The organism is Pontibacter cellulosilyticus, assembly GCF_014306105.1.
Lineage (GTDB): Bacteria > Bacteroidota > Bacteroidia > Cytophagales > Hymenobacteraceae > Pontibacter > Pontibacter cellulosilyticus.
The window spans coordinates 169,079-190,830 of record NZ_JACRVF010000003.1 but is presented as its reverse complement, the minus strand read 5'-3'; the positions used below and the strand labels follow the sequence as shown (position 1 = coordinate 190,830).

The 21,752-nt window shown below is 44.1% G+C and carries 22 protein-coding genes; 10 read left to right on the top strand and 12 right to left on the bottom strand.

Going from position 1 to position 21,752, the window contains the following annotated elements:
* Nucleotides 1–72: 72 nt before the first annotated feature.
* Complete coding sequence (locus H8S84_RS11675; RefSeq protein WP_187067523.1) at nucleotides 73–2,280, bottom strand: S9 family peptidase; 2,208 nt, start codon at nucleotides 2,278–2,280, stop codon at nucleotides 73–75.
* Nucleotides 2,281–2,433: 153 nt separating this feature from the next.
* On the opposite strand from H8S84_RS11675, the gene H8S84_RS11670 reads away from it, so the two are divergent.
* The 3 genes from H8S84_RS11670 to H8S84_RS11660 all read left to right on the top strand — a co-directional run bounded on the left by H8S84_RS11670 (nucleotide 2,434) and on the right by H8S84_RS11660 (nucleotide 7,261).
* Nucleotides 2,434–2,688 (top strand): acyl-CoA-binding protein, encoded by a 255-nt coding sequence (locus H8S84_RS11670; protein WP_187067522.1) that lies wholly within the window; start codon nucleotides 2,434–2,436, stop codon nucleotides 2,686–2,688.
* Between the two features lie 239 nt (nucleotides 2,689–2,927).
* Nucleotides 2,928–5,897, top strand: coding sequence for a SusC/RagA family TonB-linked outer membrane protein (locus H8S84_RS11665; protein WP_187067521.1), 2,970 nt, complete (start codon nucleotides 2,928–2,930; stop codon nucleotides 5,895–5,897).
* Between the two features lie 17 nt (nucleotides 5,898–5,914).
* Complete coding sequence (locus H8S84_RS11660; RefSeq protein WP_187067520.1) at nucleotides 5,915–7,261, top strand: RagB/SusD family nutrient uptake outer membrane protein; 1,347 nt, start codon at nucleotides 5,915–5,917, stop codon at nucleotides 7,259–7,261.
* A gap of 45 nt (nucleotides 7,262–7,306) precedes the next feature.
* Here the strand turns inward: H8S84_RS11660 and H8S84_RS11655 are convergent, their stop codons facing one another.
* The 4 genes from H8S84_RS11655 to H8S84_RS11640 form a co-directional block, all read right to left on the bottom strand.
* Nucleotides 7,307–7,750, bottom strand: coding sequence for a putative signal transducing protein (locus tag H8S84_RS11655; protein ID WP_187067519.1), 444 nt, complete (start codon nucleotides 7,748–7,750; stop codon nucleotides 7,307–7,309).
* Nucleotides 7,751–7,761: 11 nt separating this feature from the next.
* Complete coding sequence (locus H8S84_RS11650; RefSeq protein WP_187067518.1) at nucleotides 7,762–7,983, bottom strand: CDGSH iron-sulfur domain-containing protein; 222 nt, start codon at nucleotides 7,981–7,983, stop codon at nucleotides 7,762–7,764.
* Nucleotides 7,984–8,122: 139 nt separating this feature from the next.
* The gene (locus H8S84_RS11645) at nucleotides 8,123–8,923 is read right to left on the bottom strand and encodes a hypothetical protein (protein ID WP_187067517.1); all 801 of its coding nucleotides are present in this window, start codon (nucleotides 8,921–8,923) and stop codon (nucleotides 8,123–8,125) included.
* A gap of 278 nt (nucleotides 8,924–9,201) precedes the next feature.
* Nucleotides 9,202–11,643 (bottom strand): GAF domain-containing protein, encoded by a 2,442-nt coding sequence (locus H8S84_RS11640; protein ID WP_187067516.1) that lies wholly within the window; start codon nucleotides 11,641–11,643, stop codon nucleotides 9,202–9,204.
* A 268-nt stretch (nucleotides 11,644–11,911) separates the two neighbouring features.
* Between H8S84_RS11640 and H8S84_RS11635 the strand changes: the two genes are divergently transcribed.
* Nucleotides 11,912–12,553, top strand: coding sequence for a hypothetical protein (locus H8S84_RS11635; protein WP_187067515.1), 642 nt, complete (start codon nucleotides 11,912–11,914; stop codon nucleotides 12,551–12,553).
* A 56-nt stretch (nucleotides 12,554–12,609) separates the two neighbouring features.
* On the opposite strand, the gene H8S84_RS11630 is transcribed toward H8S84_RS11635, so the two are convergent.
* Nucleotides 12,610–12,786, bottom strand: a complete 177-nt coding sequence (locus tag H8S84_RS11630) for a hypothetical protein (protein WP_187067514.1) — start codon at nucleotides 12,784–12,786, stop codon at nucleotides 12,610–12,612.
* 196 nt (nucleotides 12,787–12,982) lie between these two features.
* Here H8S84_RS11630 and H8S84_RS11625 point away from each other — a divergent pair, with 196 nt between their 5' ends.
* From H8S84_RS11625 to H8S84_RS11610, 4 genes are all read left to right on the top strand, one after another.
* Nucleotides 12,983–13,597, top strand: a complete 615-nt coding sequence (locus tag H8S84_RS11625; protein WP_187067513.1) for a deoxynucleoside kinase — start codon at nucleotides 12,983–12,985, stop codon at nucleotides 13,595–13,597.
* Nucleotides 13,598–13,756: 159 nt separating this feature from the next.
* On the top strand, nucleotides 13,757–15,415 hold the full coding sequence (locus tag H8S84_RS11620) for a dipeptidyl-peptidase 3 family protein (protein ID WP_187067512.1): 1,659 nt from the start codon (nucleotides 13,757–13,759) through the stop codon (nucleotides 15,413–15,415).
* Between the two features lie 242 nt (nucleotides 15,416–15,657).
* Nucleotides 15,658–16,353: an OmpA family protein gene (locus H8S84_RS11615; protein ID WP_187067511.1), complete on the top strand. Its 696-nt coding sequence runs from the start codon at nucleotides 15,658–15,660 to the stop codon at nucleotides 16,351–16,353.
* 193 nt (nucleotides 16,354–16,546) lie between these two features.
* Nucleotides 16,547–16,756 carry a hypothetical protein gene (locus tag H8S84_RS11610; RefSeq protein ID WP_230407154.1) on the top strand — a complete coding sequence of 70 codons (210 nt, stop codon included), beginning with the start codon at nucleotides 16,547–16,549 and terminating at the stop codon, nucleotides 16,754–16,756.
* 67 nt (nucleotides 16,757–16,823) lie between these two features.
* On the opposite strand, the gene H8S84_RS11605 is transcribed toward H8S84_RS11610, so the two are convergent.
* The 6 genes from H8S84_RS11605 to H8S84_RS11580 all read right to left on the bottom strand — a co-directional run bounded on the left by H8S84_RS11605 (nucleotide 16,824) and on the right by H8S84_RS11580 (nucleotide 20,821).
* Nucleotides 16,824–17,030 (bottom strand): helix-turn-helix domain-containing protein, encoded by a 207-nt coding sequence (locus H8S84_RS11605; protein ID WP_187067509.1) that lies wholly within the window; start codon nucleotides 17,028–17,030, stop codon nucleotides 16,824–16,826.
* A complete protein-coding gene (locus tag H8S84_RS11600) occupies nucleotides 17,030–17,380 on the bottom strand; it encodes a DUF2975 domain-containing protein (RefSeq protein WP_187067508.1) in 351 nt (116 codons plus the stop codon). Before H8S84_RS11600 ends, H8S84_RS11605 begins: the two co-directional genes overlap by 1 nt.
* Before the next feature lie 341 nt (nucleotides 17,381–17,721).
* On the bottom strand, nucleotides 17,722–18,861 hold the full coding sequence (locus H8S84_RS11595) for an NAD(P)/FAD-dependent oxidoreductase (RefSeq protein ID WP_187067507.1): 1,140 nt from the start codon (nucleotides 18,859–18,861) through the stop codon (nucleotides 17,722–17,724).
* Nucleotides 18,862–18,868: 7 nt separating this feature from the next.
* Nucleotides 18,869–19,123, bottom strand: coding sequence for a hypothetical protein (locus H8S84_RS11590; protein ID WP_187067506.1), 255 nt, complete (start codon nucleotides 19,121–19,123; stop codon nucleotides 18,869–18,871).
* Complete coding sequence (locus H8S84_RS11585) at nucleotides 19,107–19,778, bottom strand: alpha/beta fold hydrolase (RefSeq protein ID WP_187067505.1); 672 nt, start codon at nucleotides 19,776–19,778, stop codon at nucleotides 19,107–19,109. The genes H8S84_RS11590 and H8S84_RS11585 overlap by 17 nt, the downstream gene beginning before the upstream one ends.
* A 95-nt stretch (nucleotides 19,779–19,873) precedes the next feature.
* Complete coding sequence (locus H8S84_RS11580) at nucleotides 19,874–20,821, bottom strand: alpha/beta fold hydrolase (protein ID WP_187067504.1); 948 nt, start codon at nucleotides 20,819–20,821, stop codon at nucleotides 19,874–19,876.
* 322 nt (nucleotides 20,822–21,143) lie between these two features.
* On the opposite strand from H8S84_RS11580, the gene H8S84_RS11575 reads away from it, so the two are divergent.
* Entirely contained in the window at nucleotides 21,144–21,308 is a 165-nt protein-coding gene (locus H8S84_RS11575; RefSeq protein WP_187067503.1) for a hypothetical protein, read from the top strand.
* A 48-nt stretch (nucleotides 21,309–21,356) separates the two neighbouring features.
* Nucleotides 21,357–21,554, top strand: coding sequence for a hypothetical protein (locus tag H8S84_RS11570; RefSeq protein WP_187067502.1), 198 nt, complete (start codon nucleotides 21,357–21,359; stop codon nucleotides 21,552–21,554).
* Nucleotides 21,555–21,752 lie beyond the last annotated feature (198 nt).

The following is a 21,752-nucleotide window of genomic DNA, read 5'->3' as shown; positions in this document are numbered from 1 at the left end:
CTAATTTAGCAGCGGCCGTTTCATTTAATTGTATAATCAATCCGGTTAGTTAACGCAACTAAGTCTGTGGTTTTACTGGTTTTGGTTTAGCAGGCTTAGCAAGAACGCGTACTGAAGCGCTGTTTCTTTATAACGCTCAAATCGACCGGATGCACCTCCGTGGCCTGCTTCTAGGTTGGTGTGCAGAAGTACTTTATTGTCATCCGTTTTCATGTTGCGGAGCTTGGCTACCCATTTGGCTGGTTCCCAATACTGTACCTGCGAGTCGTGGAGGCCAGTAGTTACCAATAGGTTAGGGTAGTCCTGTGCTTTAACGTTATCGTATGGCGAGTATGAAAGCATATAGTCATAAGATGCTTTGTCGGCAGGGTTACCCCATTCGTCAAACTCGCCGGTGGTAAGCGGTATACTTGTGTCTAGCATGGTGGTAACTACATCTACAAAAGGTACTGCTGCAATTACACCTTTATAAAGCTCCGGACGCATATTTATAACAGCACCCATCAGCAATCCTCCTGCGCTGCCACCCATGGCAAAAAGCTTGTTCGGGTTAGTATAACCTTGCTCAATCAGGAACTCAGAAGCATCTATAAAGTCAGTGAAAGTGTTTTTCTTCTTCATCATTTTACCCTCTTCATACCACTTTCTGCCCATTTCCTGGCCACCTCGAATGTGGGCAATAGCATACACAAAACCTCGGTCCAGCAGGCTTAGGCGTACAGAGCTAAAGCCTGGGTTAATGCTGTTACCGTAAGATCCGTAGCCATATAACAAGGTTGGGTTGCTGCCATCTAGGTTGGTACCTTTTCTGTATACCAGTGAGATAGGGATTTTTGTGCCATCGTCGGCTGTAGCGTAAATCCGTTTTGCTTCGTAGTTCTCCGGATTAAAGCTACCTACCACTTCTTCACGTTTTTTCAACTCCTGCTGTTTTGTCTCCATGTTATAGTCATACACTGAATTTGGCGTGGTAAGAGAGCTATACTGGTAGCGCAGTGTTTTGCTGTCAAAATCTGGATTGGTGCTTATGTAAGCGGTATAGGCTTCATCATTAAAGTCAATGTAGTAATCAACTTTCGGGTCGTTCCACTTCTTTACCCTGATCTGAGTAAGGCCGTTCTTACGCTCTTGCAGCGCCAGGTAGTCTTTGAAGATTTCGATGTCCTCAAGCAGTACATCCTCGCGGTGCGGTATAACTTCTTTCCAGTTGGCCTTGCCAGGCTTGCTTACCGGCGTTTGCATCAGTTTAAAGTTAGTAGCCCCGTCTTTGTTTGTCACAATGTAGAACTTATCGCCAAAGTGGTCAACGCTATACTCCAGGCCACGCTCGCGTGGCTGAATAACCTTAAACGTGCCGTTAGGGTTGCTGGCGTCTAAGTAGCGGTACTCATTTGAGAGTGTGGAGCCGGAGCCGATAATGATATACTTGTCGGACTTGGTTTTGAAGACAAACGTGCTAAAAGTTTCATCGGCTTCGTGGTATACTTCCTTATCCTGCGAGGCTGGAGTACCTAAAGTGTGCTTAAAGATTTTATAGGAGCGAAGCGACGGGTCTTTTACAGTATAGTAAACCGTCTTATTGTCATTGGCCCAAACAGCACTGCCGGTGGTGTTCGGAATTCTGTCTTTCAGCATCTGCCCGGTGCTAAGGTCTTTAAACCGGATTGTATACTTGCGGCGGCTAACAGTATCCTCGCCAAAAGCCAGCAGTTTATTGTTCGGGCTTACATTCATGCCTGCTGCGGCATAGTAGTTCAGTCCTTCTGCACGCTCGTTAGCATTAACCATTATCTCTTCTGGGGCAGTTAAGCTACCCTTTTTGCGAGCATAAATCGGATATTCTTTTCCGGCTTCGTAGCGGGTGTAGTACCAGTAGCCATCATCTTTAAACGGCACCGACTCGTCCTGTTGCTTTATTCGCCCAACAATTTCCTGGTAAAGTTTCTGCTGCAGGTCTTCAGTGCCAGCCATCATCTTTTTTGTGTAGGCATTCTCTGCCTCCAGATATGCGATTACCTCCGGGTCTTCCCGTTGGTTTAACCAATAGTAATTATCAATGCGGGTGTCTCCATGTACAGTTAACTCTTTCGGTACTTTTTTGGCAATAGGAGGCTGTGGTGTTGGAGGGGTTGCCGGCTCGGCAGCTGGTGCACTGGCTACCTGTTCTGATGTAGTAGTGCCTGTTGAGGTACTACTGCTTGTGGAGCAACTGCTGAAGATCCAGAGTGGTAAAGTGGCAAGTATAACTGCCGTAGGTCCAAAGTTCAGAGGTTTCTTCATATTACTTTATATGGAGTTAAGTTTACTAATATCAGAAGTGCAGGAGCCGATTAACAGGTAGAGGCTAACGCAGCAAATAAAAACAAAACAAAAGTTATGCATGCAGCATATTTATTTTTATTTTTGGTTCTCACCTTATCAACGACCTAATTTATGGCTACGCAAGAAGAATTTGAAAGTGCAGTTGAAAGATCAAAAACTTTAACTGAACGCCCTTCTAACGATGTACTGTTGCAATTATACGCACTATTTAAGCAAGCGACTGAAGGCGACGTGAATACAGAGCGTCCTGGCGGTTTCGACTTTAAGAACATTGCCAAGTGGGATGCCTGGAAAAAGCAGGAGGGCAAGAGCAAAGATGACGCCCGCGCAGAGTATGTAGAACTGGTAAACAGGCTGGCATCGTAATTTAAAATTCGTAGCAGAACCAAAAAGGCTTCTTCAGTAAATGAGGAAGCCTTTTTGGTTTTAAGTTTAACTTACAATCACATAATTAATTGAGGTAACTAATGTTTTATGGGAGTAAAGGTTGAGAAAATTTAACCATTTGTTAAAAAAATAATGATAAAAATTACATTTTATGTATTGAGGCCGTATAAGTGCTGTGTATTATAAACGCTTGCATTTCTCACCTCAAATCACATAATATGAAGAACTTTTATCTAATCAGGCTGCTGCTACTGCTGCTCATGATGGTGCCAATGGTGCTGTATGCCCAGACCACTGTGCGTGGAACAGTTACAGATGCAGGAAAAGGGATTCCCCTGCCAGGCGTAAGTGTTGTCGTAGTTGGAACTACACAGGGTACTACCACAGATGCTGAAGGCCGCTATAGTATACAACTACCAACGGCATCAGGTAAGCTTACCTTCTCTTACTTAGGTTTTGTCTCTCAGACAGTAGATGTAACACCTGCGGTTGATGTGCTTAACATTGAGTTAAAGGAGCGGCTAACCAACCTCAGCGAGGTTGTTATCACTGGATTGGCCACCACTGTAAAGCGAACCAACGCGGCAAATGCAGTATCATCACTTAATACACGCGAAATTACGGGTATTACTACACCTCAAACAGTTGATGGCGCGATAAGTGGTAAACTGGTAGGCGCTAACATTGTAGCAAACTCAGGTGCACCAGGTGGAGGTATGGCTATGAAGCTTCGGGGTATTACTTCAATTTTTGGCAATGCGCAGCCGCTGTTTGTAGTAGACGGTATCATTATCGATAACTCATCCATTTCAGCGGGTTTAAATGCTGTTACCAACGCTGCAGGTGGTGGAAGCTCTTCTAATCAGGACAATGCCTCTAACCGTATTGCCGACATCAACCCTGCAGATATAGAAAGCATAGAAGTACTGAAGGGTGCCTCCGCAGCGGCCATTTACGGGTCGCTTGCTTCTGCCGGTGTGGTAATAATTACCACAAAACGAGGCGCAGTAGGCAAAACACTAGTAGACTTCTCTCAGGATATAGGTATTACACGTATCGCCAATACACTTGGCATGCGCACTTATACAGAAGAAAGAGTAAGAAAATCTTTTGGAGCTGCAGCGGTGCCGCTTTTTCTGGAAGCACAACAACAGAACCGGTTTATTGATTATGAGGATGAACTGTACGGTAACACCGGTTTGCTGTTGAACTCAAGACTAAACGTAAGTGGTGGTACAGAGAAAACCCGCTTTTTTGTTGGTGGCCTAATTCAGGATGAAGAGGGAATTGTCGAGAAAACTGGTTATGAAAAAAAATCTATTCGTTTTAACCTAGACCACATTCTATCAGACCGGTTCGACTTTAGCCTTACTTCCAACTATATCAACTCAGAAAGTGATCGTGGACTAACAAATAATGATAATGCTGGTGTTTCTTTTGGTGTAGCATTATCCTCTACGCCTAGTTTTATAGACCTGCGCCCAAATGCGGATGGGGTATACCCTGAAAACCCTTTTGCAGGATCAAACTTTCTACAAACGCGTGATCTTATAACAAACAGAGAAGCTACAGATAGATTTCTTGGAGGTCTTACATTAAATACCCAGCTACAAAGAGGTGAAACGAGCAACACAAGACTCGTTATCCGCGGCGGGTTAGACTTCTACAACCTCCGAACAACTGCTATTTTCCCAAGTGTGCTGCAGTTCCAGATAAAGGGGCCATCGGCTACACAAGGAGCATCCATTCAGGGTAATGCTTTCAACTTAAATACAAACTATGCCGCGTTCATTGTAAACAATCTATCGCTTGCAGATAATAACCTCACGTTTACATCAACACTGGGCGCAACACGAGAGAATTTCAACCAGAACCAGATTCTGAACGTGGCAACCCGCCTAATAGGTGATCAAACTAATCTGGATCAGTCTGGCGCTGTAAGCGTTTCGCAAAACAGGTTGATCACCCGTAACAAGGGCTTATTCTTTCAGGAGGAGATAAACTACAGAGACCGCATTATTGCAACGGCAGGCTTACGCCTCGACAAATCGTCTGACAATGCTGATGTAAATGAGTTCCAGGCATTCCCGAAGGCATCATTAGCTGTTAACTTGGCAAACTTCGATTTCTGGCAAATGGAGGCGATCAATTTATTTAAATTGCGTGTAGCTTATGGTCAGTCTGGTGGTTTTCCGCCGTTTGGAGCAAAGTATACTTCATTTGTGCCATTTAACACCGGCGGCTTACCTGGTTTGATACCAGCTGTACAGCGAGGCAACGACGAGATAAAGCAGGAGCGCCAGAAAGAGTTGGAGGCTGGTTTAGACGTATCGCTTTGGGGTGATAAGATTATCTTTGAAGGAACTGTCTACAACAAAACTGTAACAGACCTGATTCTTTTCCAGAACGTTCCTGGCTCATCCGGATTTACAACTCGTGTAGTAAACGGTGGAGAGCTGCGCAACAGAGGAGTTGAACTTGCTCTAAACACAATTCCTTTTGAAACACCTTCTATTAAATGGAATTCTAGAATCAGCTACTGGCTTAACCGTTCCGAAATTACAGAGCTTAATGTTCCAGCCTTCCCGCTCGGTGCTTTCGGTACAACACTTGGTACCTTTTTTATAGAAGAGGGCGAATCTGCTACACAGATTAAAGGTATAAGAGGAGACCAGGGGGTAGTGAAACTCGGAGATGCCCAGCCTGACTTCCAGATGAACTTCCACAATTTTATCACAGTAAAGCAAAACCTTACTTTCTCATTCTTATTGCATTGGAAGAAGGGCGGAGACAACATCAACCTGACGGAACTGTTAACTGACTTAGGAGGCACATCACCTGACTTTGACGACGACGACGATGGTGATGGCGTTACTAATGCACAAGAGCGTATCAATGCGCTAGGAAACTCAGCTGAGCCTTTTGTGCAGGATGCTACTTACCTACGTTTGCGGGAAATAGGGTTATACTATGATCTGCCAGAGCCAGCAATCCGTAATATTTTTGGGTCTATTGTTCGAAACTTGAAGGTGGGTGTATCAGCAAATAACGTTTTTGTGATAACTGATTACCGTGGCTACGATCCGGAAGTATCCAATTTTGGAGCCAATGGCCTGTCAACTGGCGTGGATGTGACACCGTTCCCGGCATCCAGAAGAATGTTTTTCCACTTTATGATTGGCTTCTAACCTAACTAGACTCAGACATGAAAAATTATATAACAAAGTATAAGTTTGGCATTTGTGCCATAGCGCTTTCGCTTGTCTTTCCGTCCTGCGAAATAGAAGACATTCCTGATCCAAATAACCCAACCATAGAGTCGGTGCTGGAGAATGCAGGCATCCCATCTCTAAACAACTTGGTTACAGGTACAGAGGCAGCTATGCGTATCGATATTGGCACTTACTATGATGACGTGGGTGTAGTAGGGCGTGAGTACTATCGCTTTTCTGGCGCTGATCCGCGTTTTACCTCCGATCTGCTTGGTGCTGGCAATGCTGTGCTAGATAACAACACGTTTTACACCACGCGTCCATGGAACGCAAGGTATAGGGCGGTGAAAAACGCTAACATTCTGATAGCTTCTGCAAACAACACAAATCAAATCACTGAGCAGCAGAAGCAGGGCTACTTAGGATTCGCCAAAACAATAAAAGCACATCAGTTGCTCATGAACCTGACACTGATGAATGAGAATGGAATTCGGGTTAATGTAGATGACCCAGAAAATCTAGGGCCAGTTGTTGACAGGGCAGCAGCTCTAACAGCTATTGCCGGATTATTGGACGAGGCGCAGGCGCACTTACAGGGTGCCGGAGAAACTTTTCCATTCTCTTTATCTAGTGGCTATGAGGATTTGGTTAACACTGATCCTAAGGACCCTTTTGGGCCAGATGATTTCTTAGAGTTTAACCGTGCTCTTGCTGCTCGTGTTGCTGTGTATCGCGAAAACTTTAGTGGCGCACTGCAGGCACTTCAAGGATCATTTCTGGAGCTGAATACAAACTTCAACAAAGGAGTATATTATACTTTTAGTGATGCATCCGGGGATATTGTGAATCCGCTCTTTATTGGACGTAATGCTAAAGGAGAGTTGCGACTTGCTCATCCTAGCTTTGTAGCTGATGCTACTCCAGGTGACGATCGCCTGTCGAAGGTGGCTTTACGTGATGAGCCGGCAACACAGAGCGGCCTGACCAGCCGGTATGATATAACAGTATTTAGCTCCAACACTGATCCTGTGCCAATCATCAGGAACGAGGAGTTGATTCTGATTTATGCGGAGGCCAAGATACAGACAGGTGCATTGTTGGATGCTGTAAGTGCACTTAACATTATTCGCACAGGCCACGGACTGCTGCCTTACAGTGGATTGGTTACGAAAGATGCTCTGATTACAGAAATGCTCCGGCAGCGACGTTATTCACTGTTCTTTGAAGGCCATCGCTGGATTGATCTGCGCCGCTACAATAGGCTTGGCCAGCTGCCAATAGATCGCCCAGGAGATGATGTGTGGGTTAGTTTCCCGATTCCGTTTAACGAAGGAATATAATAATTTGGTAATATGGATTAAAAGAGGGGCTGAAAGGCCCCTCTTTTAGTTTGACTTCCAAGTATGGCCACACTCGTGGCACACAAACTTTTTACGATTCAGAAACGGCAACGGAAACCCTAGAAACAGGTAGCTGATAGAGAAGACCGTTTTATTAAACTTTTGCTGCTCCACATTATCAGATCCGCAGTTGGGGCATTTTGTGCTCTCCACGTGCTCTTGCATGGGTGGTGCCAGTTCAATGGTGTCATAATCAAAATCGGTATTGCCTTCCTGTATGCGGTTAAGTATGGCTTTGGCCTCCATCACATCTGTTTCAGGCACTTTTAGCTTTACCCCGCCAACTGCAGTTGCGTAAAAAGGGTGCACGCCTACTATGTTTTCATCGCCTAAAAAGCAAAGTATGCCTTCTGCTTCTAAGCGCCCTTTTAATATATGGGCCTCAGTTACATCGTTAAACGTGGCAATTGTTATCAGGCGCTCAGCCATACATGCAAAATTTATTTTTTAGGAGGCAAATCAAACGCCTCGGCTTCGTGCTCGAAGTGTCCTTTATGTGAGCCGTCGCAGAAAGGTTTGTTTTTAGACAAACCGCAACGACAGATAGAAACCAGTTCTCTTCCGCCAAGGCCATATACATTGCCATTTTTGTCAACTATTTCAAAATCTCCCTCTACGCGCAGAGAGCCGTTGTTATTTACAGTTAGTCTGGTTTTCGCCATTGGTATGTATGTTTTAGGTATATACAAATATAACGAAATAAAAGTATGTATGCAGCGGTGAACAGATCTGTACCATACAAAAAAGGCCAACCCCGAATAAATCCGGAGCTGGCCTAAACTAATGTTGCTGAATGTAAGCTTATTTGCTGTACACGTAAGTATAGGTTTCGCGTTTGCCGTTTGGCTTTACAACCGTCTGGCTAACAGGGTAACCTGCCTCATCATATGTATAAGAATAAGTATACTTGTATGTCTTTTTTGTGCCATGTACGGTTGTGCTGGCTGCAATCATGTTATTCGGGCTGCTTGCAGTGCCTGGCTCGGCAAACTCAAAGAATGGGTTCGGGTTTGTATCGTAAGAATAGGTTGTAGTTGAGAAAAGCTTGGCGGTGCCTTTATCATCTATAACATACTGCTGCTCCTGGGTGTAGTTTCCGTTCGGAAGAACCTCATACGTAGTATAAGATTTGGCTTTTCCTTTATCGCCTGTTCCTTCAAAAACAGACTTTTTCTCTAGTGTCTGATCTTCTTTGTAGCTGTAAGTAGCGTAAGAAGTATACTCTACGTTGCCGTTGTTGTAGTAAGTTGAAGTGGTTCTTGCAAGATTACCTTTATCTGAGTAAGCATACATTTGTACCGACAGTACCGCGTGGTTGGCGCCAGCGTGTGTTGTTACTTTGGTTAGTTTGCCTTTCGCATCTCGTTCAAACCTCTCATAAGTTTCCATTTCTCCGCTCTCTTTGTCGTAGTGGTTGACCTGGGTTACGGTTTGTCCTGCAAAATTGTAGGAAGTAACTTTTGATGAATCTGCTAATACTTGTGAGATAGTGTTTTGCTCAAACTCCGGCGTTACACTTTCCTGCTCACTCTTCTCACAAGAGCTTAGCGCTACCACACCGAATAAAAGCATGGCAGGTAAAAATCTGTTTTTCAATTTCATTTGGCTAAAAGTTGAAAAAGTTGAAAAAAATTAGACCGTTACGGCACCTGCTGCCGTTAGGTTTCAGTGAAAACGGAAGAAGCTGAAGAATAATTGCACTTTGTTAGATAATTTTTCTTTGGAGGGCAATGGCAGGGTATAATACTTATACTTTTAGATGTATTAAGTAATTGAAAATCAATGCTAATTATTGATGGTTGCTATCGCTAAAAATTTTAAAAATAATTTAGATCAAGCTTAAATATAGGATTAAATATATTTTTATGCTTGTGATAAAGCTAATTTAAACTTGCATTTTGGGCTATACTAAGCAACTCGTCTCCTGCGTCAATGTCGTGGCGGAGATGCTCGTTGAAGCTAACTTCTATGCGAAGTGCTTTAAGCCCTTGTACACCCTGCATTTCCTCCAACTCCAAACGTTCGATGTGCTTGCCAATGTATCCCTCAGACTGCAGAAACTCAATGTAACGTATATATTCATTTACTTCTTTTTGCTGTGTGTACACAATGGCTATTTTGTTTGGCTGCGTGAGGCGCTCTTCGGTTCCGCGCACAGTAGCTTTGTCCAGACGTTTTTTGATGATTTCGTAGCGGATATTATTAGCGCCTTCTACGTCAAACTTTTTCTCATCCAGCCTGAAACGGATCGAGATGGGATCGCTGTGCACAAGTATAAGCTGCGTTATCTCCAGCGGGAGCTTAAGGTTTGCCCGCAGGTTATGGATGCGCCGGGCTACTTCGCAGGTGAGCATAAGCTGCCACAAACGCATGTTTTTTAAGTAAATCGGTTGAAAGTTACCGTTGTTCAGTAGCGATGATCCGATGTAGATGTTATACTCCAGGCCATCGGTTTTATACTTTTCAAAGTAATGCGGAAAGATTTGCTGTGCCTTTTCCTCCTCTCGCTCCAGGAACGTAGAGATTGTTTCGTTGATCATGAACATACTTTCTTCGTATGCCCGCCTTTTATTATAAACCACTTTGTAAGGGTTGTTAATTGCGGTGCGGTATACTTGGATGGCACGTTCGGCGGCAGGGTTTTGCTTTGTGAAATGCTCAAACAGCGGCTCTATCTCTTCTCTCAAAAAACCAAGTATAATAGACTCCTCATCGGATGCAAGGTCCTGCACAATGTTTTGCGACAGCTTATCAATCTTAAAAATCAACTCATCGAGTATAGTAAGCGGCAAGTTGTCTTTTGCGGCAAGTATAACTTCTTTAGCCAGCACGAGTTGCTCCAGCAGGTCGCCTTGTATGGCCTTGTTGCGTTCTATTGCAGAGCCTCGTATGTCTGATGAGCCATAAAGTGGGTAAACGTCTCGGAACACGATAGGCTCTATTTCGGAGGTGGCATTGCGCTCCATTTTCTCTAGTAGGTTGATGGCGGCTTGCGTAAAGCGCCACTCTACAATAGGATGTATGGCTGTATACTTTTCTTTTATGATGTTCTGTATGCTGCTGCGCAACTCTTCCAAGCCACGATTCATGGCCAGGGCGAAGAGCGACAGAACCTCTTTCAAACGGATAGTGGAAAGCGCATTCAATTCACCGGGTATAGGCGAGGCCAGTTCCATCAAACCTATTATTCTGCCTTCGTACTCCAGTGGCGCTACAATAAGGTTGCGTACCCCATGTTCCAGCAAAAGATCTTCAATTTTAGTAGGCTCGGGCAGCACTTTCAGGTCTTCTACAATTACAGTGTGTCCTTTTTTAATAACGGGTTCGTAAATAGAGCCTTTTAGGTCTGCCAGTTTTAAGTCGGAGCCATGGGTAAGTACAAGGCCGTTCCAGATTTTGCGGGCATAGGTGGTGTCGAACTCACGCATGGCAGGGCAGGAGGCAAAACCGAGTTTAATGCCAGGCAACCCGAACAGCACCCTTAGCTTTTGCTGCAGTATATCAAAACCTTCCTCGGTTGCTACAGAGTCACGATCCAGCAACTCGTACCTTAGCGAGGATATCGTCTCCTCAATGGTAACATCTGTAAAGTCGTATATGGCGAATCCAGAAAACTCAAAGTTCTCTGGCGGTAGCTTTTGCATCCAGAGGTCCAGGTTGTTGTAGCGGTTAATCAGGAAGTTTATTTCCTGCGCCTTAAGCTTTTTAACTTCTCCTTTAGCCTTCACCTCCATAAACTTCAGGTCGATGGTAAGTTTATAGTGGCGGTCAAGGTTAGTAAATTTATCCTTTATGGTAAAAATAAAAGGCTCGTCGATGTAGAAGTTGGCGTTGTAAAACTTATCGAGTATGATTGTGTATGCCGACAGCGTAAGCCTGAAAAGCAGTGTTTTTTTATCAATGTTCAGTTTTTCGGAGTAATTGTTGCCGCCCAATAGCTTCAGCTCTTCCAGTTTTGGAGTGGCATAAAAGCTCTCAAAGTGGAACGGCGCCACTACTGCTTTTAAATCATTTTCCCAGAGTGCACCCGCAAAAATATCCTCCATCAACAAATCAACGGTGTCGATGTGCTTGTCTATGATCGAAACATCATGAATGGGGGAGATAAGGTCAGACTTCCGGCGGAGCATGCCGGCTAGTTCGCTTATCTTGGATGCATTGCAGTTAGGGTCACTTATTAATTTATCCTCCCAGTAGGCAATCAACGGCGACAGGCTTAGCGCAGATTCGAATGGGAATTCATCTACGCTAAGAATAATCTCATCATTATTGGTAATGGAAACAACTGTTTCGTGAAAACTGCCTTTATGTTGTCTGCTCATGGGCCTAGGTGCAAATTGCAGATTAAGGGTGCCTGCGTACTCTCTTGAATGTTATAAAAACGACACTTGTAAAAGTCTCTTATGCCTATTAACGAAAGTTTTAGCTAAAAGATAGTGCAATTTTGATTAAGCCTATGTTATGATTTGATTTCGCGCACTTTCAGAATAATCATACAAGAAATTCTTTTTAAGCCTGTAGTTAAAATATATCTTTGGCATAATATTTACTGTAATGGAGAGTTATACAGCAACCAATACAGCTTTGACTATGATCAGAAGTACGTTTACAAAATGGGCCTTTGCCATTGCGTTTTCCGTGATGGCTTTCGGTGCCCAGGCACAAGCAACCACTCAGTTAGAAAAAGACCTTGCCGCGTTCAGGAGCTGGATGCAGCATAAAGCTGGCCTTGCCGATAGTACCATTCGCAAAGAGTGGCCTACAGTAAAAAAGGAGTACAGGCAGCTTACGTATTCCCTGGACCAGAACACCCGAAAAATGTCGGATAAGTCGAGGGAGGAATATGGAGAAATGAAATCGCAGTACAAGGAGTGGGAAGAGCGTAATGAAACTCGCAAGCCTGTTGCCCTGGAAAGGGAAAAGCTGGAGCATTGGGAGAAGATCATGACCGCCACAACTCGCATTGCAAGTATAAAGCCTGCAAACCTGCGCGAAGCTTTTGAACTGGCCTTGACAGTTACCCGCGAGCACAGGCGCAGCTGGAGTCTAAGCGATTGGGAGTACGCCGAGTTTGTGGTAGGGGAGCTAAACACCCGTAAAACTGAGGTGCTGGAGAAGCTAAATAACGGCGATAAAATTAAAATTGCTGCGTTGCAGGTAGAGTTTGCCACCCTCAAAAAAAGCCGGGAAGCCAAAGACAGGTATCAGGAAATGCGTGAAGAGCAGCGTTAAAGTATAAAGTATAAAAAAATAGCCCCTGCAGTTTAGAAGCTGCAGGGGCTATTTTTTTAGATGGCATTTTGTCCTTTGGTGCCGCCAGACTGTTTTTCATTAGCGTTGCGGCCTTGGTCTGGGCTTTTATTCTGTTTCTGATCGGTTAAATGACGGTTTTCTTTAACATTGTTTTTATCCCTTGCCTCAGGCTTACTCTGCTTGTTTCGGTCTTGATTATGTCCTTTTGTCATAGCTTGTTTTCTTTTGGTTTGTACTATAAGCTTACGGCAAGCCTGCCTGTTAGTTAAAAAGTAAATGTGTGGGCAAGCTTTTTTGCACATTTCAGGATGTGGATAACTCTTGGGTATTTTAATCAAAACGGGGGGCTGCATCTAAGCAAAAAAAACTACTTTTGTAACCGGCTTTTACTAAAAACCTCAGATTATCATGCATATTGCAATTGTAGGCAACATTGGCGCTGGCAAAACCACCCTGGCCACCAAGCTGTCGCAACACTTTAAGTGGGATTTATACTTAGAGGCGGTTGAGAACAACCCGTACCTGAAAGACTTTTATGAAGATATGGAGCGCTGGTCTTTCCATCTGCAGGTCTTTTTCCTGAATAGCCGTTTTAACCAGGTACAGCAGATCAAGACAAATGGCCGCAGTGTAATCCAGGACCGCACTATCTACGAAGATGCACACATTTTTGCTAAAAACCTGCACCAATCCGGCTTAATGACCACCCGCGATTACGACAACTACTTTGCGTTATTTGAGTCGATGATTACCATGGTCAAGGCGCCAGACCTGATGATTTACCTGAAGGCGGATCTACCTAAACTGATAGGGCAGATTGAAAAGCGCAATCGCGATTATGAAAGCAGCATCAGCATAAACTACCTGCGCAATCTAAACGAGCACTACAATACCTGGATGAGTAACTACAATCAGGGCAAACTGCTGGTGATCGATGTAAATAACCTTGACTTTGTAGCTAACCCAGAAGATCTGGGCAGTATCATAGAGAAGGTGCAGGTAGAGCTATTCGGCCTGTTTTAAAGCATAAAATATTTTGTTTCGAAGAGGCAATGCACCGGATGCATTGCCTCTTTTGTTTTTAGACACACTCAAACATAACCTCACCTTACAACTACCCGTTATTTCACCTCAACATAAAAATCACTATATTCATACCTGCAACTAACCTATAAAACCATAATGAAAGGAAAGCACATACTGTTTGCCTCGGCTATAACGGCGGCCACTTTTGGCTGTACAAGCAAAACAACTGAAGGCGATACTGCTACCACGGCAGTAGAAGCAAGCGACAGCATGAAACAGAAGCTGGATATGTATACTACTGTTCGCCTGACGTCTGACCTGAGCCACTTGAGCGAGAATGAGCGCAAGATGATCCCCTTGCTGATAGAGGCCGGCGATATCATGAACGGACTTTTCTGGTATGAGGCATATGGTAAAAGAGACTCTCTGATGACTGCGCTTAACGACGATCAACTGAAGCGCTTTGTGCAGATAAACTATGGCCCTTGGGATAGATTAAACAACAACGAGCCTTTTGTGCCGGGTGTTGGACCAAAGCCAGATGCCGCTAATTTTTACCCTGCCGACATGACCAAAGAAGAGTTTGAGCAGGCTAACCTGAAAGATAAAACCAGCCAGTATACTTTCCTGCGCCGCGATGCCAATGGCAAACTGATCACAGTGCCTTACCATGTGCAGTTTAAAGACCAGGTTAAGCGCGTGTCAGATTTGTTAAAGCAGGCAGCTGCCCTTGCTGAGGAGCCGGGCCTTAAGAAATACCTGAACCTGCGTGCAGAGGCCGTGCTTACAGATAACTACCAGCCAAGCGACCTGGCCTGGATGGACATGAAGAACAACAAGATTGATGTGGTGATTGGACCGATAGAAACCTATGAGGATAAACTATTTGGTTACAAAGCGGCGCATGAGGCTTATGTACTAGTAAAAGATATGGAGTGGAGTCAGCGATTGGCAAAGTATGCTGCGTTTTTGCCGGAGTTGCAGCGTGGTTTACCTGTGCCTGCTAAGTTTAAAACCGAGACTCCGGGCACCGACTCCGACCTGAATGCTTACGATGTAGTTTACTATGCCGGCGATAGCAACGCAGGTAGTAAAACAATTGCCATTAACCTGCCAAACGACGAGGAAGTGCAGTTGAAAAAAGGAACGCGCCGTCTGCAATTGAAAAATGCCATGCGTGCCAAGTTCGATAAGATTATGGAGCCTATTGCGGATGAATTAATTGTGGAGGACCAGCAGAAGCACGTAACATTTGATGCCTTCTTTGCAAACACTATGTTCCACGAGGTAGCGCACGGTCTGGGTATCAAAAATACCGTCAATAACAAAGGCACTGTGCGTGAGGCTTTAAAAGAACATGCCTCTGCTCTGGAAGAAGGCAAAGCTGATATCCTGGGCTTATACATGATCACGCAACTGCAGGAGAAGGGTGAACTTGAAGGTGACTTGAAAGATTACTATACGACTTTCCTGGCTGGTATTTTCCGTTCGGTTCGTTTTGGAGCGGCTAGTGCACACGGCAAGGCCAACATGGTGCGCTTTAACTTCTTTAAAGAAAACGGTGCTTTTGAGCGCGACGAGCAGACAGGAAAGTATAGAGTGAATTACGAGAAGATGCGCGAAGCCATGAATAAGCTCTCTGAGAAGATACTTACCCTGCAAGGCGAAGGCGACTATGCCGGCGTAGGCAACCTACTAAACAACCAGGGGCAGGTGAGTCCGCAGTTGCAGGCTGACCTAGACAGGCTTTCCAAAGCAAACATACCTGTTGATATTGTATTTGAGCAGGGTGTGGATGTGCTTGGTTTGAAATAGTTCTTTTAAAATAAGCATCAAAAGCCCGGCCTTTATAGCCGGGTTTTTTTGTGCTGTGTGGCACTTGGATTTAATGTGTAATAATCGTGGTTAATTTTAAAAGTGTTGACAAATAGTGCTTTAGGCGTGATTTGTTGACTTTTTTAAAATTTGGCACGAGAGTTGAAATTGTACGATTGTCAGCAACCCCGAAAGAGAAAGGTAAAAAGGAAGGCTGACCGCACAATTTAATTTGAAGTGACATGAAAAGTAGTAAAACATTTATAGCTTATTTATTGGTGGTGGTTTTCTTGTTAGGGACAATAGCTGCCAGTGCACAGACAACAACCAGAAAACCGGTAAGCAAAACCGTAAAAGGCGGCGTAATTGGAGCCGTGGTAGGTGGTGTAGCCGGTGGATTTATTGGTAAGAAAAATAAGAACACTGCCGCTGGTGCCATTGTAGGTGCTGCCGTGGGTGGAGCCGCAGGCGCCGTTATTGGCCGCTATATGGATAAGCAGGCAGAGGAACTGCAGCGAGAATTAGCTAATGCAAAAGTAGAGCGCGTAGGAGAGGGCATAAAGATCACCTTCGACTCAGGCATTCTTTTCGATACCAATTCAGATAGACTCAGCTATACAGCGCAGAATAATATTGCGGAGCTTAGCAAAACCCTTAATAAGTATAAAGACACCAATGTGGTAGTAGAGGGTCACACTGATGCCAGAGGTACAGATGTTCATAACCAAAGCTTATCAGAGCGCAGGGCAAGTTCTGTATACCACCAGCTTACAGCTAACAGTGTAGTTGCAACACGTGTAACTGCACAAGGTTTTGGCGAATCGATGCCAGTGGCAAGTAATAGTACTGCAGCAGGTATGCAGCAGAACCGAAGAGTTGAGGTGGCTATCTTTGCTAATGAGAAGCTCAAGAAAGCTGCCGAAAAAGGACAGATATAACACAAGATCACTTGTTTATTAGTGAACTGGCTGTATCATTTTGGTGCAGCCAGTTTTTTTTTAGCGAAAGAAGCGATAACAGGCCATTTTTGGAGCAACAGCAGAAAAATAGCTGAACAAAAAGCTACGCTATGGAGTATGTTATCTTTGCTGAATCAGCTAGAAATCAATTGTTTAATCCTTGAAACTTATCATGAAAAGCTTTTTTGACTTTAACAGAAACAGTCCCGAAGAACGCCGGGAGCGCAACCAACTTTATCCCGAATTAGCCAGATTTCATATTGCCTTACGTGAAGAAATGAGTGAGGAAGAGTATCAGGCTTTTTATGCCTCTGAGCAGGAAGCCCTTAAACGCGCCAGACCTATGTTATACCAAACTTCAAGTAGATGGATATCAGTTTAATCACACATATCAAGTATTTAAACTAAAAGGGCAAACAAGCTAACTTGTTTGCCCTTTTAGTTCAGACTTAATTCGGCTGATACTCCAAAATATCCCCGGGTTGGCAATCAAGGGCTTCACAGATAGACTCTAAAGTAGAAAACCTAATTGCTTTGGCTTTACCTGTTTTTAGAATAGAGAGATTTGAAAGGGTAAGACCAACCTTTTCGGCCAGTTCTGATAGTGACATTTTCCTACGGGCCAGCATCACATCCAGGTTCACGACTATTGCCATTATATTGTCAGTTGCTCTGCTTCGTAAAGTTTATTCCCTTCCTCAAAAATTTCGGCAAGTATAAAGGCGCCTAACATAAACAGGACTGGCAAGTAGTTGATGTAAATTCCGATAAATGAACCAGTTTCTGTCTCAGCCCATCTAAAAGCAGTAAGTATAAAAATCAGGAAACAATAACGGCCTATTCTCCGAAGTGTGGTGCTGTTACTATTACGGAAAGTCTGTAACTCCCGCACCGATCTGATCAGCTTACTGATTTGCTGAAGGATGAATATCCAGATGATGAGTATTGCAACGGATTGTAAATAAAATAGATAAAGAGACAACTGGCTTATGTCCTGAAGAAACATAACCTTATCTTCTGCATTGCCTACATTAGTTGCAGTAGTAGAAGTAATAGTAAAGCTTGTAGTGTAAAGACTTGTAGTGTTACTATGCTCAAAACCAGACAATTTTACTGTACTGTATGCTTCCGGATTGATATGCCAGTGAATAAAAACAAAAGTTAACAGAGTAATAAAGGCTATGAGCAATATTCTGAATATGTTACTAACAGTCAGAGCAATTGTAAGTAGTTTGATCCTTTCCATCGATTTCTACATTAGTTTAGACAATTATAGAAATAGTTGGGTGATATGCAATGATTATTTATTGATTATCGATAAATAATTATTGATACTCTTGATGTGATTTATACTTGCTGAAGAACAAGTTCTGCACCTTCTTCTCCCACCAAAGAGCCAATAGCTACTCCCATTCCACCCATGCGCACAGCGCAGCTCACCCGCTCAGACACCTGTTCTACAATTGTTGTTTTCTGATTGCCTAAGCCCATAATGCCACTCCAGCGGTGCTCTACTTCAAAAGGAGTATCAGGAAGTATAACTGTGTGCAGGAGCTCTTCCAGTTTATGCTGCACCAGCTCAGTTAATCCAAGCTCAGTGGTTTCTTCTGTCTTAAAATCTAAATTGCGACCACCGCCAAACAAGACCCTGTTGCCAATGTTGCGGAAGTAGTAATAACCACAATCGTAGTGGAAGGTGCCTTTGAATTTTAGATTTTCTATAGGTTTGGTAATTAGTACCTGTGCCCGCGCCGGTACCACTGCCACATTAGGAAGTAACTTTTGGGCAAAACCATTGGTAGCTACCAGAGCAGCCTTTGCCTTTATATTTATACTTTGAGTGGTAGTGGCCGTAATGCCCGAGCCTTCGTCGTGAAGCTCCTGCACCTCCAGTCCGTTTAGCACAAGCACTCCCAAAGCCTGTACCTTCTGCGTGAGCGCCAGAATCATTTTGCCGGTGTCTATCTGGCCTTCGGCTGTGCTTAGCAGCAGGTGCGACAGGTTTTTAAAACCAAAGTCGCTTATTTTATGATCTGCCTGCTGAAAAGTATCCGCCTCACCGGTTATACTTTGAAGTTGCTTGTTAAAGTAGGGCAGTTTATCGAGGCAGGAAGTATAAAGTTCCTCCTGGGCATCCACAAACAATTCGTAGCCGCCCCAGCGGTGGTAGTCGATGGCAGTGTCGCCGAGGTTCTGGCGCAGGCGCTGCAGTCCTTTCCAGCGCCGTTCTACTAACCCAAAAACCTGATCTTCGGTGTGGTGGCTAAGATCATCGAGCAACTCAGAGGGGCTGCCAAAGCATGCAAAACCGGCATTTTTAGAACTTGCTCCCGTAGGAAGCAAGCCACGCTCTGCCACCAATATCTTTAGCTTGGGTTGTGCAGTTTTCAGATGCAGCGCTGCATTTAGGCCAACAATACCGCTGCCTACAATCAGTACATCAATGTTGCTAAAGTAGGTGTCTTTTTCCCAAAAACTGAGTTGCATAGGCTGCTTAATCGTCTTCGCGGGTGTATTCGTGTTTGTAGTTGCGGGCCGTTGCCTCGTCCAGCATTTCGAAGTGGGTGAGCATAGTTTCGCGTTCGCCGCTGTTCAGGCCACGCACAAACAGGCCTTCTGGTGTCTCATAAACAGAGTAGTTATGTCTGCCAAAAGGGTATAGGTTGTTACTCTTTAATGTAGTTGCATTTGTGAGATCTGCAGTCTCACCGCTGGTGGTGGTAACTATAAATTTATTCTTGTCCGTCATGAGTGCAATCTAGTAAAATTCGGCTTAAAACAGCACTAACTTCTTCGGCACGATGTATCACCATCAGGTGTTCTCCATCATTAATTTTGATAGTGTGTGCTTCATCTACAAAAGGAAGAACTTTATCTGCAGTGCCGTGGATCTGTATGAGCCCGGGAGACATGGCTTCTTGTTTCCAGTCGAGCAGCCTGGCCAGTGCCCAGCGTAAAAACTTCTCATCTATTCTAAAAAACACAGACTTCAGTAACCTTCTTTCATAAGGGGTTTGAGCTCCAAAGAAAAAAGGTGCAATAGGGTAGGTGTTCTGCATTACCTTAAATGGCACATACTTGTGCAGCAGTGCTTTCCCTGCCAACTTATAATACCAAGGCAATGCGTACCTGGTAGCCAGGCTAGATATGACAATGATTCGGATTGGTTTGATAATTTTGGCTAGTTCAATGGCTACCAACCCTCCAAACGAGAAACCAACAAGAATAGGGTTAGGATCTTCGATCTGTGGCAACAGGCGCTTTACATAGCTATCCAGTGGCTCATCAAAGCTTAATGGCTCCAGCCACTTTACCTGGTACTGCGCTATGTGGTCTGGCAGCTTCAGGAACTGAAACATGCGCCAGTCTGCCCCAAGCCCACTGATAAAGTATACTTTACTCATGGTATGCTTGTACGCAACGCGGGAGAAGGGTTTTTAAGAAAAAAGGAATCAGCTACTGCCATTTTGTGTACTATAGGATTGGCAGTAGCTGATGCTTAGTTGTTTGCTGCGATCTCGCTTCCCAGAAAGGCCAGGGCATCCTGCACCGTTTCCTGTGAGAGTTCCTCCATGGGGATATGGCCGGCACCGGCATATGTCTTTAACTCAGATCCTTTGATGTCTTTTAAGAAACGTGAGGAGTTATGAGCAGGAACCCACGCATCTGCCTCTCCCCAAAGTATAAGTGTGGGAGCTTTTACCTGAGTTAATTTGGCCAGGTTATCCTCATCCACTGTGTTCATTCGAAGTATAAATGCTTCGCGGTTACCTTCCCGTAGCAGCAGGTCGTGACTTAGGGTGATGGCCTCATCGGTTAGTCTACTGTCATCACCGTATACTTCCTTTAGGCTTTTCTCAACTATGAAACGTGGGGTAATATACTTCAATGATTCCTTTAGCAGGGGCGTCTGTGCCATCAGGAACGGCATGGAAATGCTTTTGTCGTTTGCGTTGGTTACTCCTGTAGGCGATACAAGTATAAGCTTTTGCACACGCTCCGGGTGCGAGGCTGCAAAGTCGTAAGCTATTTGCCCGCCCAGTGAGCTGCCGGCAATATGCGCCTTGTCAATACCCATCTCATCCATAAACTGCTGTACCAGCTCTGAGTAATAGGCAATAGAATAGGTATCGGTTTGGTTGCGGCCTGTTAAACCAAAGCCTGGCAGGTCGAGGCGCAGTACACGGTGTGTTTTGCTGAGCTCTTTTGTCCAGCCGTCCCAGGTGTTAAGCGAGGCAGCGGTGCCGTGTAGAAGTATAATAGGCGTACCCTGGCCTTCGTCGCGGTAGTGCAGGTTGGCCCCGGCTATACTTATAAACTTAGAGGCAGGGGTAGTATACTTTGTATTGAGTTCTTCAGCGGGAATGTCTTGCCGGATTTGAAGTGATGTAGCAGCAGCAATAGTAAGTACAGCGGCTAAAGCCACATGCTTTTTTCTGAATTTCATAGTTTTTAGTTTATGGGTAGCGGTAATTAAGATGCTAAAATAGGGATTATTAGCATACGTTGTGCAGGCGGCAAACAATTTTAAATAAAACTAATTTAGACTGCAGCCTTTAGACTTATTGCAGTGTCTTTCTGCTGATTATGAGCCTAAAAGCTCCAAAAATAGGTACCGTTGTTCATCCTTAGATGCAAGCAGTTCACGGACAAAATAAGGGTGTTTGTATAAAAAGGTAGTAATATAGACAACAGTACCTTGTATAACAAAGTACTATATAATATCTTTGTAACATCAATCAGTCATAAAAACATTAAAACTTACTACTATGAAAATTATCGTTTTGTTATTCGCCTTTTTATTCGGTTTTGGAGCCACTGTTAAAAAATCTGCTGACGACATGAAAAAGATGCAGCAGAGAACAGAGTTAAACGAATATAAATCTTACCCAAACCTGCTGCCAGAAGTGGAGATTGTTGCTGAGAAGCAGTAATCTGATAAACCAAGAATTAAAGTATATCCATTAGTCCAAAATAAAACCATGAAAATTATTGTTCTGTTATTCGCCGCATTTTTAGCCTTCGGACTTGCAACTAAAGAAACTGTAAGCGTAAAGGCAACTGAAAAAGAAATAGCCACTGCTAAGGTAGCCGAAGAAGTGGAGGCACCTGTTTTGAACGTTTTACTGGATACAGTAGAAATTGCAGTGAGCTCACAAGACGTGATCGCTGGCATCTAACAGCGATCACATTCTTGATCTTAACAGTAGGCGTAGGTGCCAAATATTGGTTTTAAAATCCTCCTGCACCCAGGTTGTTTGTAATTTTGTTGAGTACTATGATGCAGCACAACTTTCAGCCTCAGCCTAGTTCCGAACAGCGATAAGCTGGTTTCAGATATACTACAGTCACAGCACTGGCAGCCGATTATATGCCAG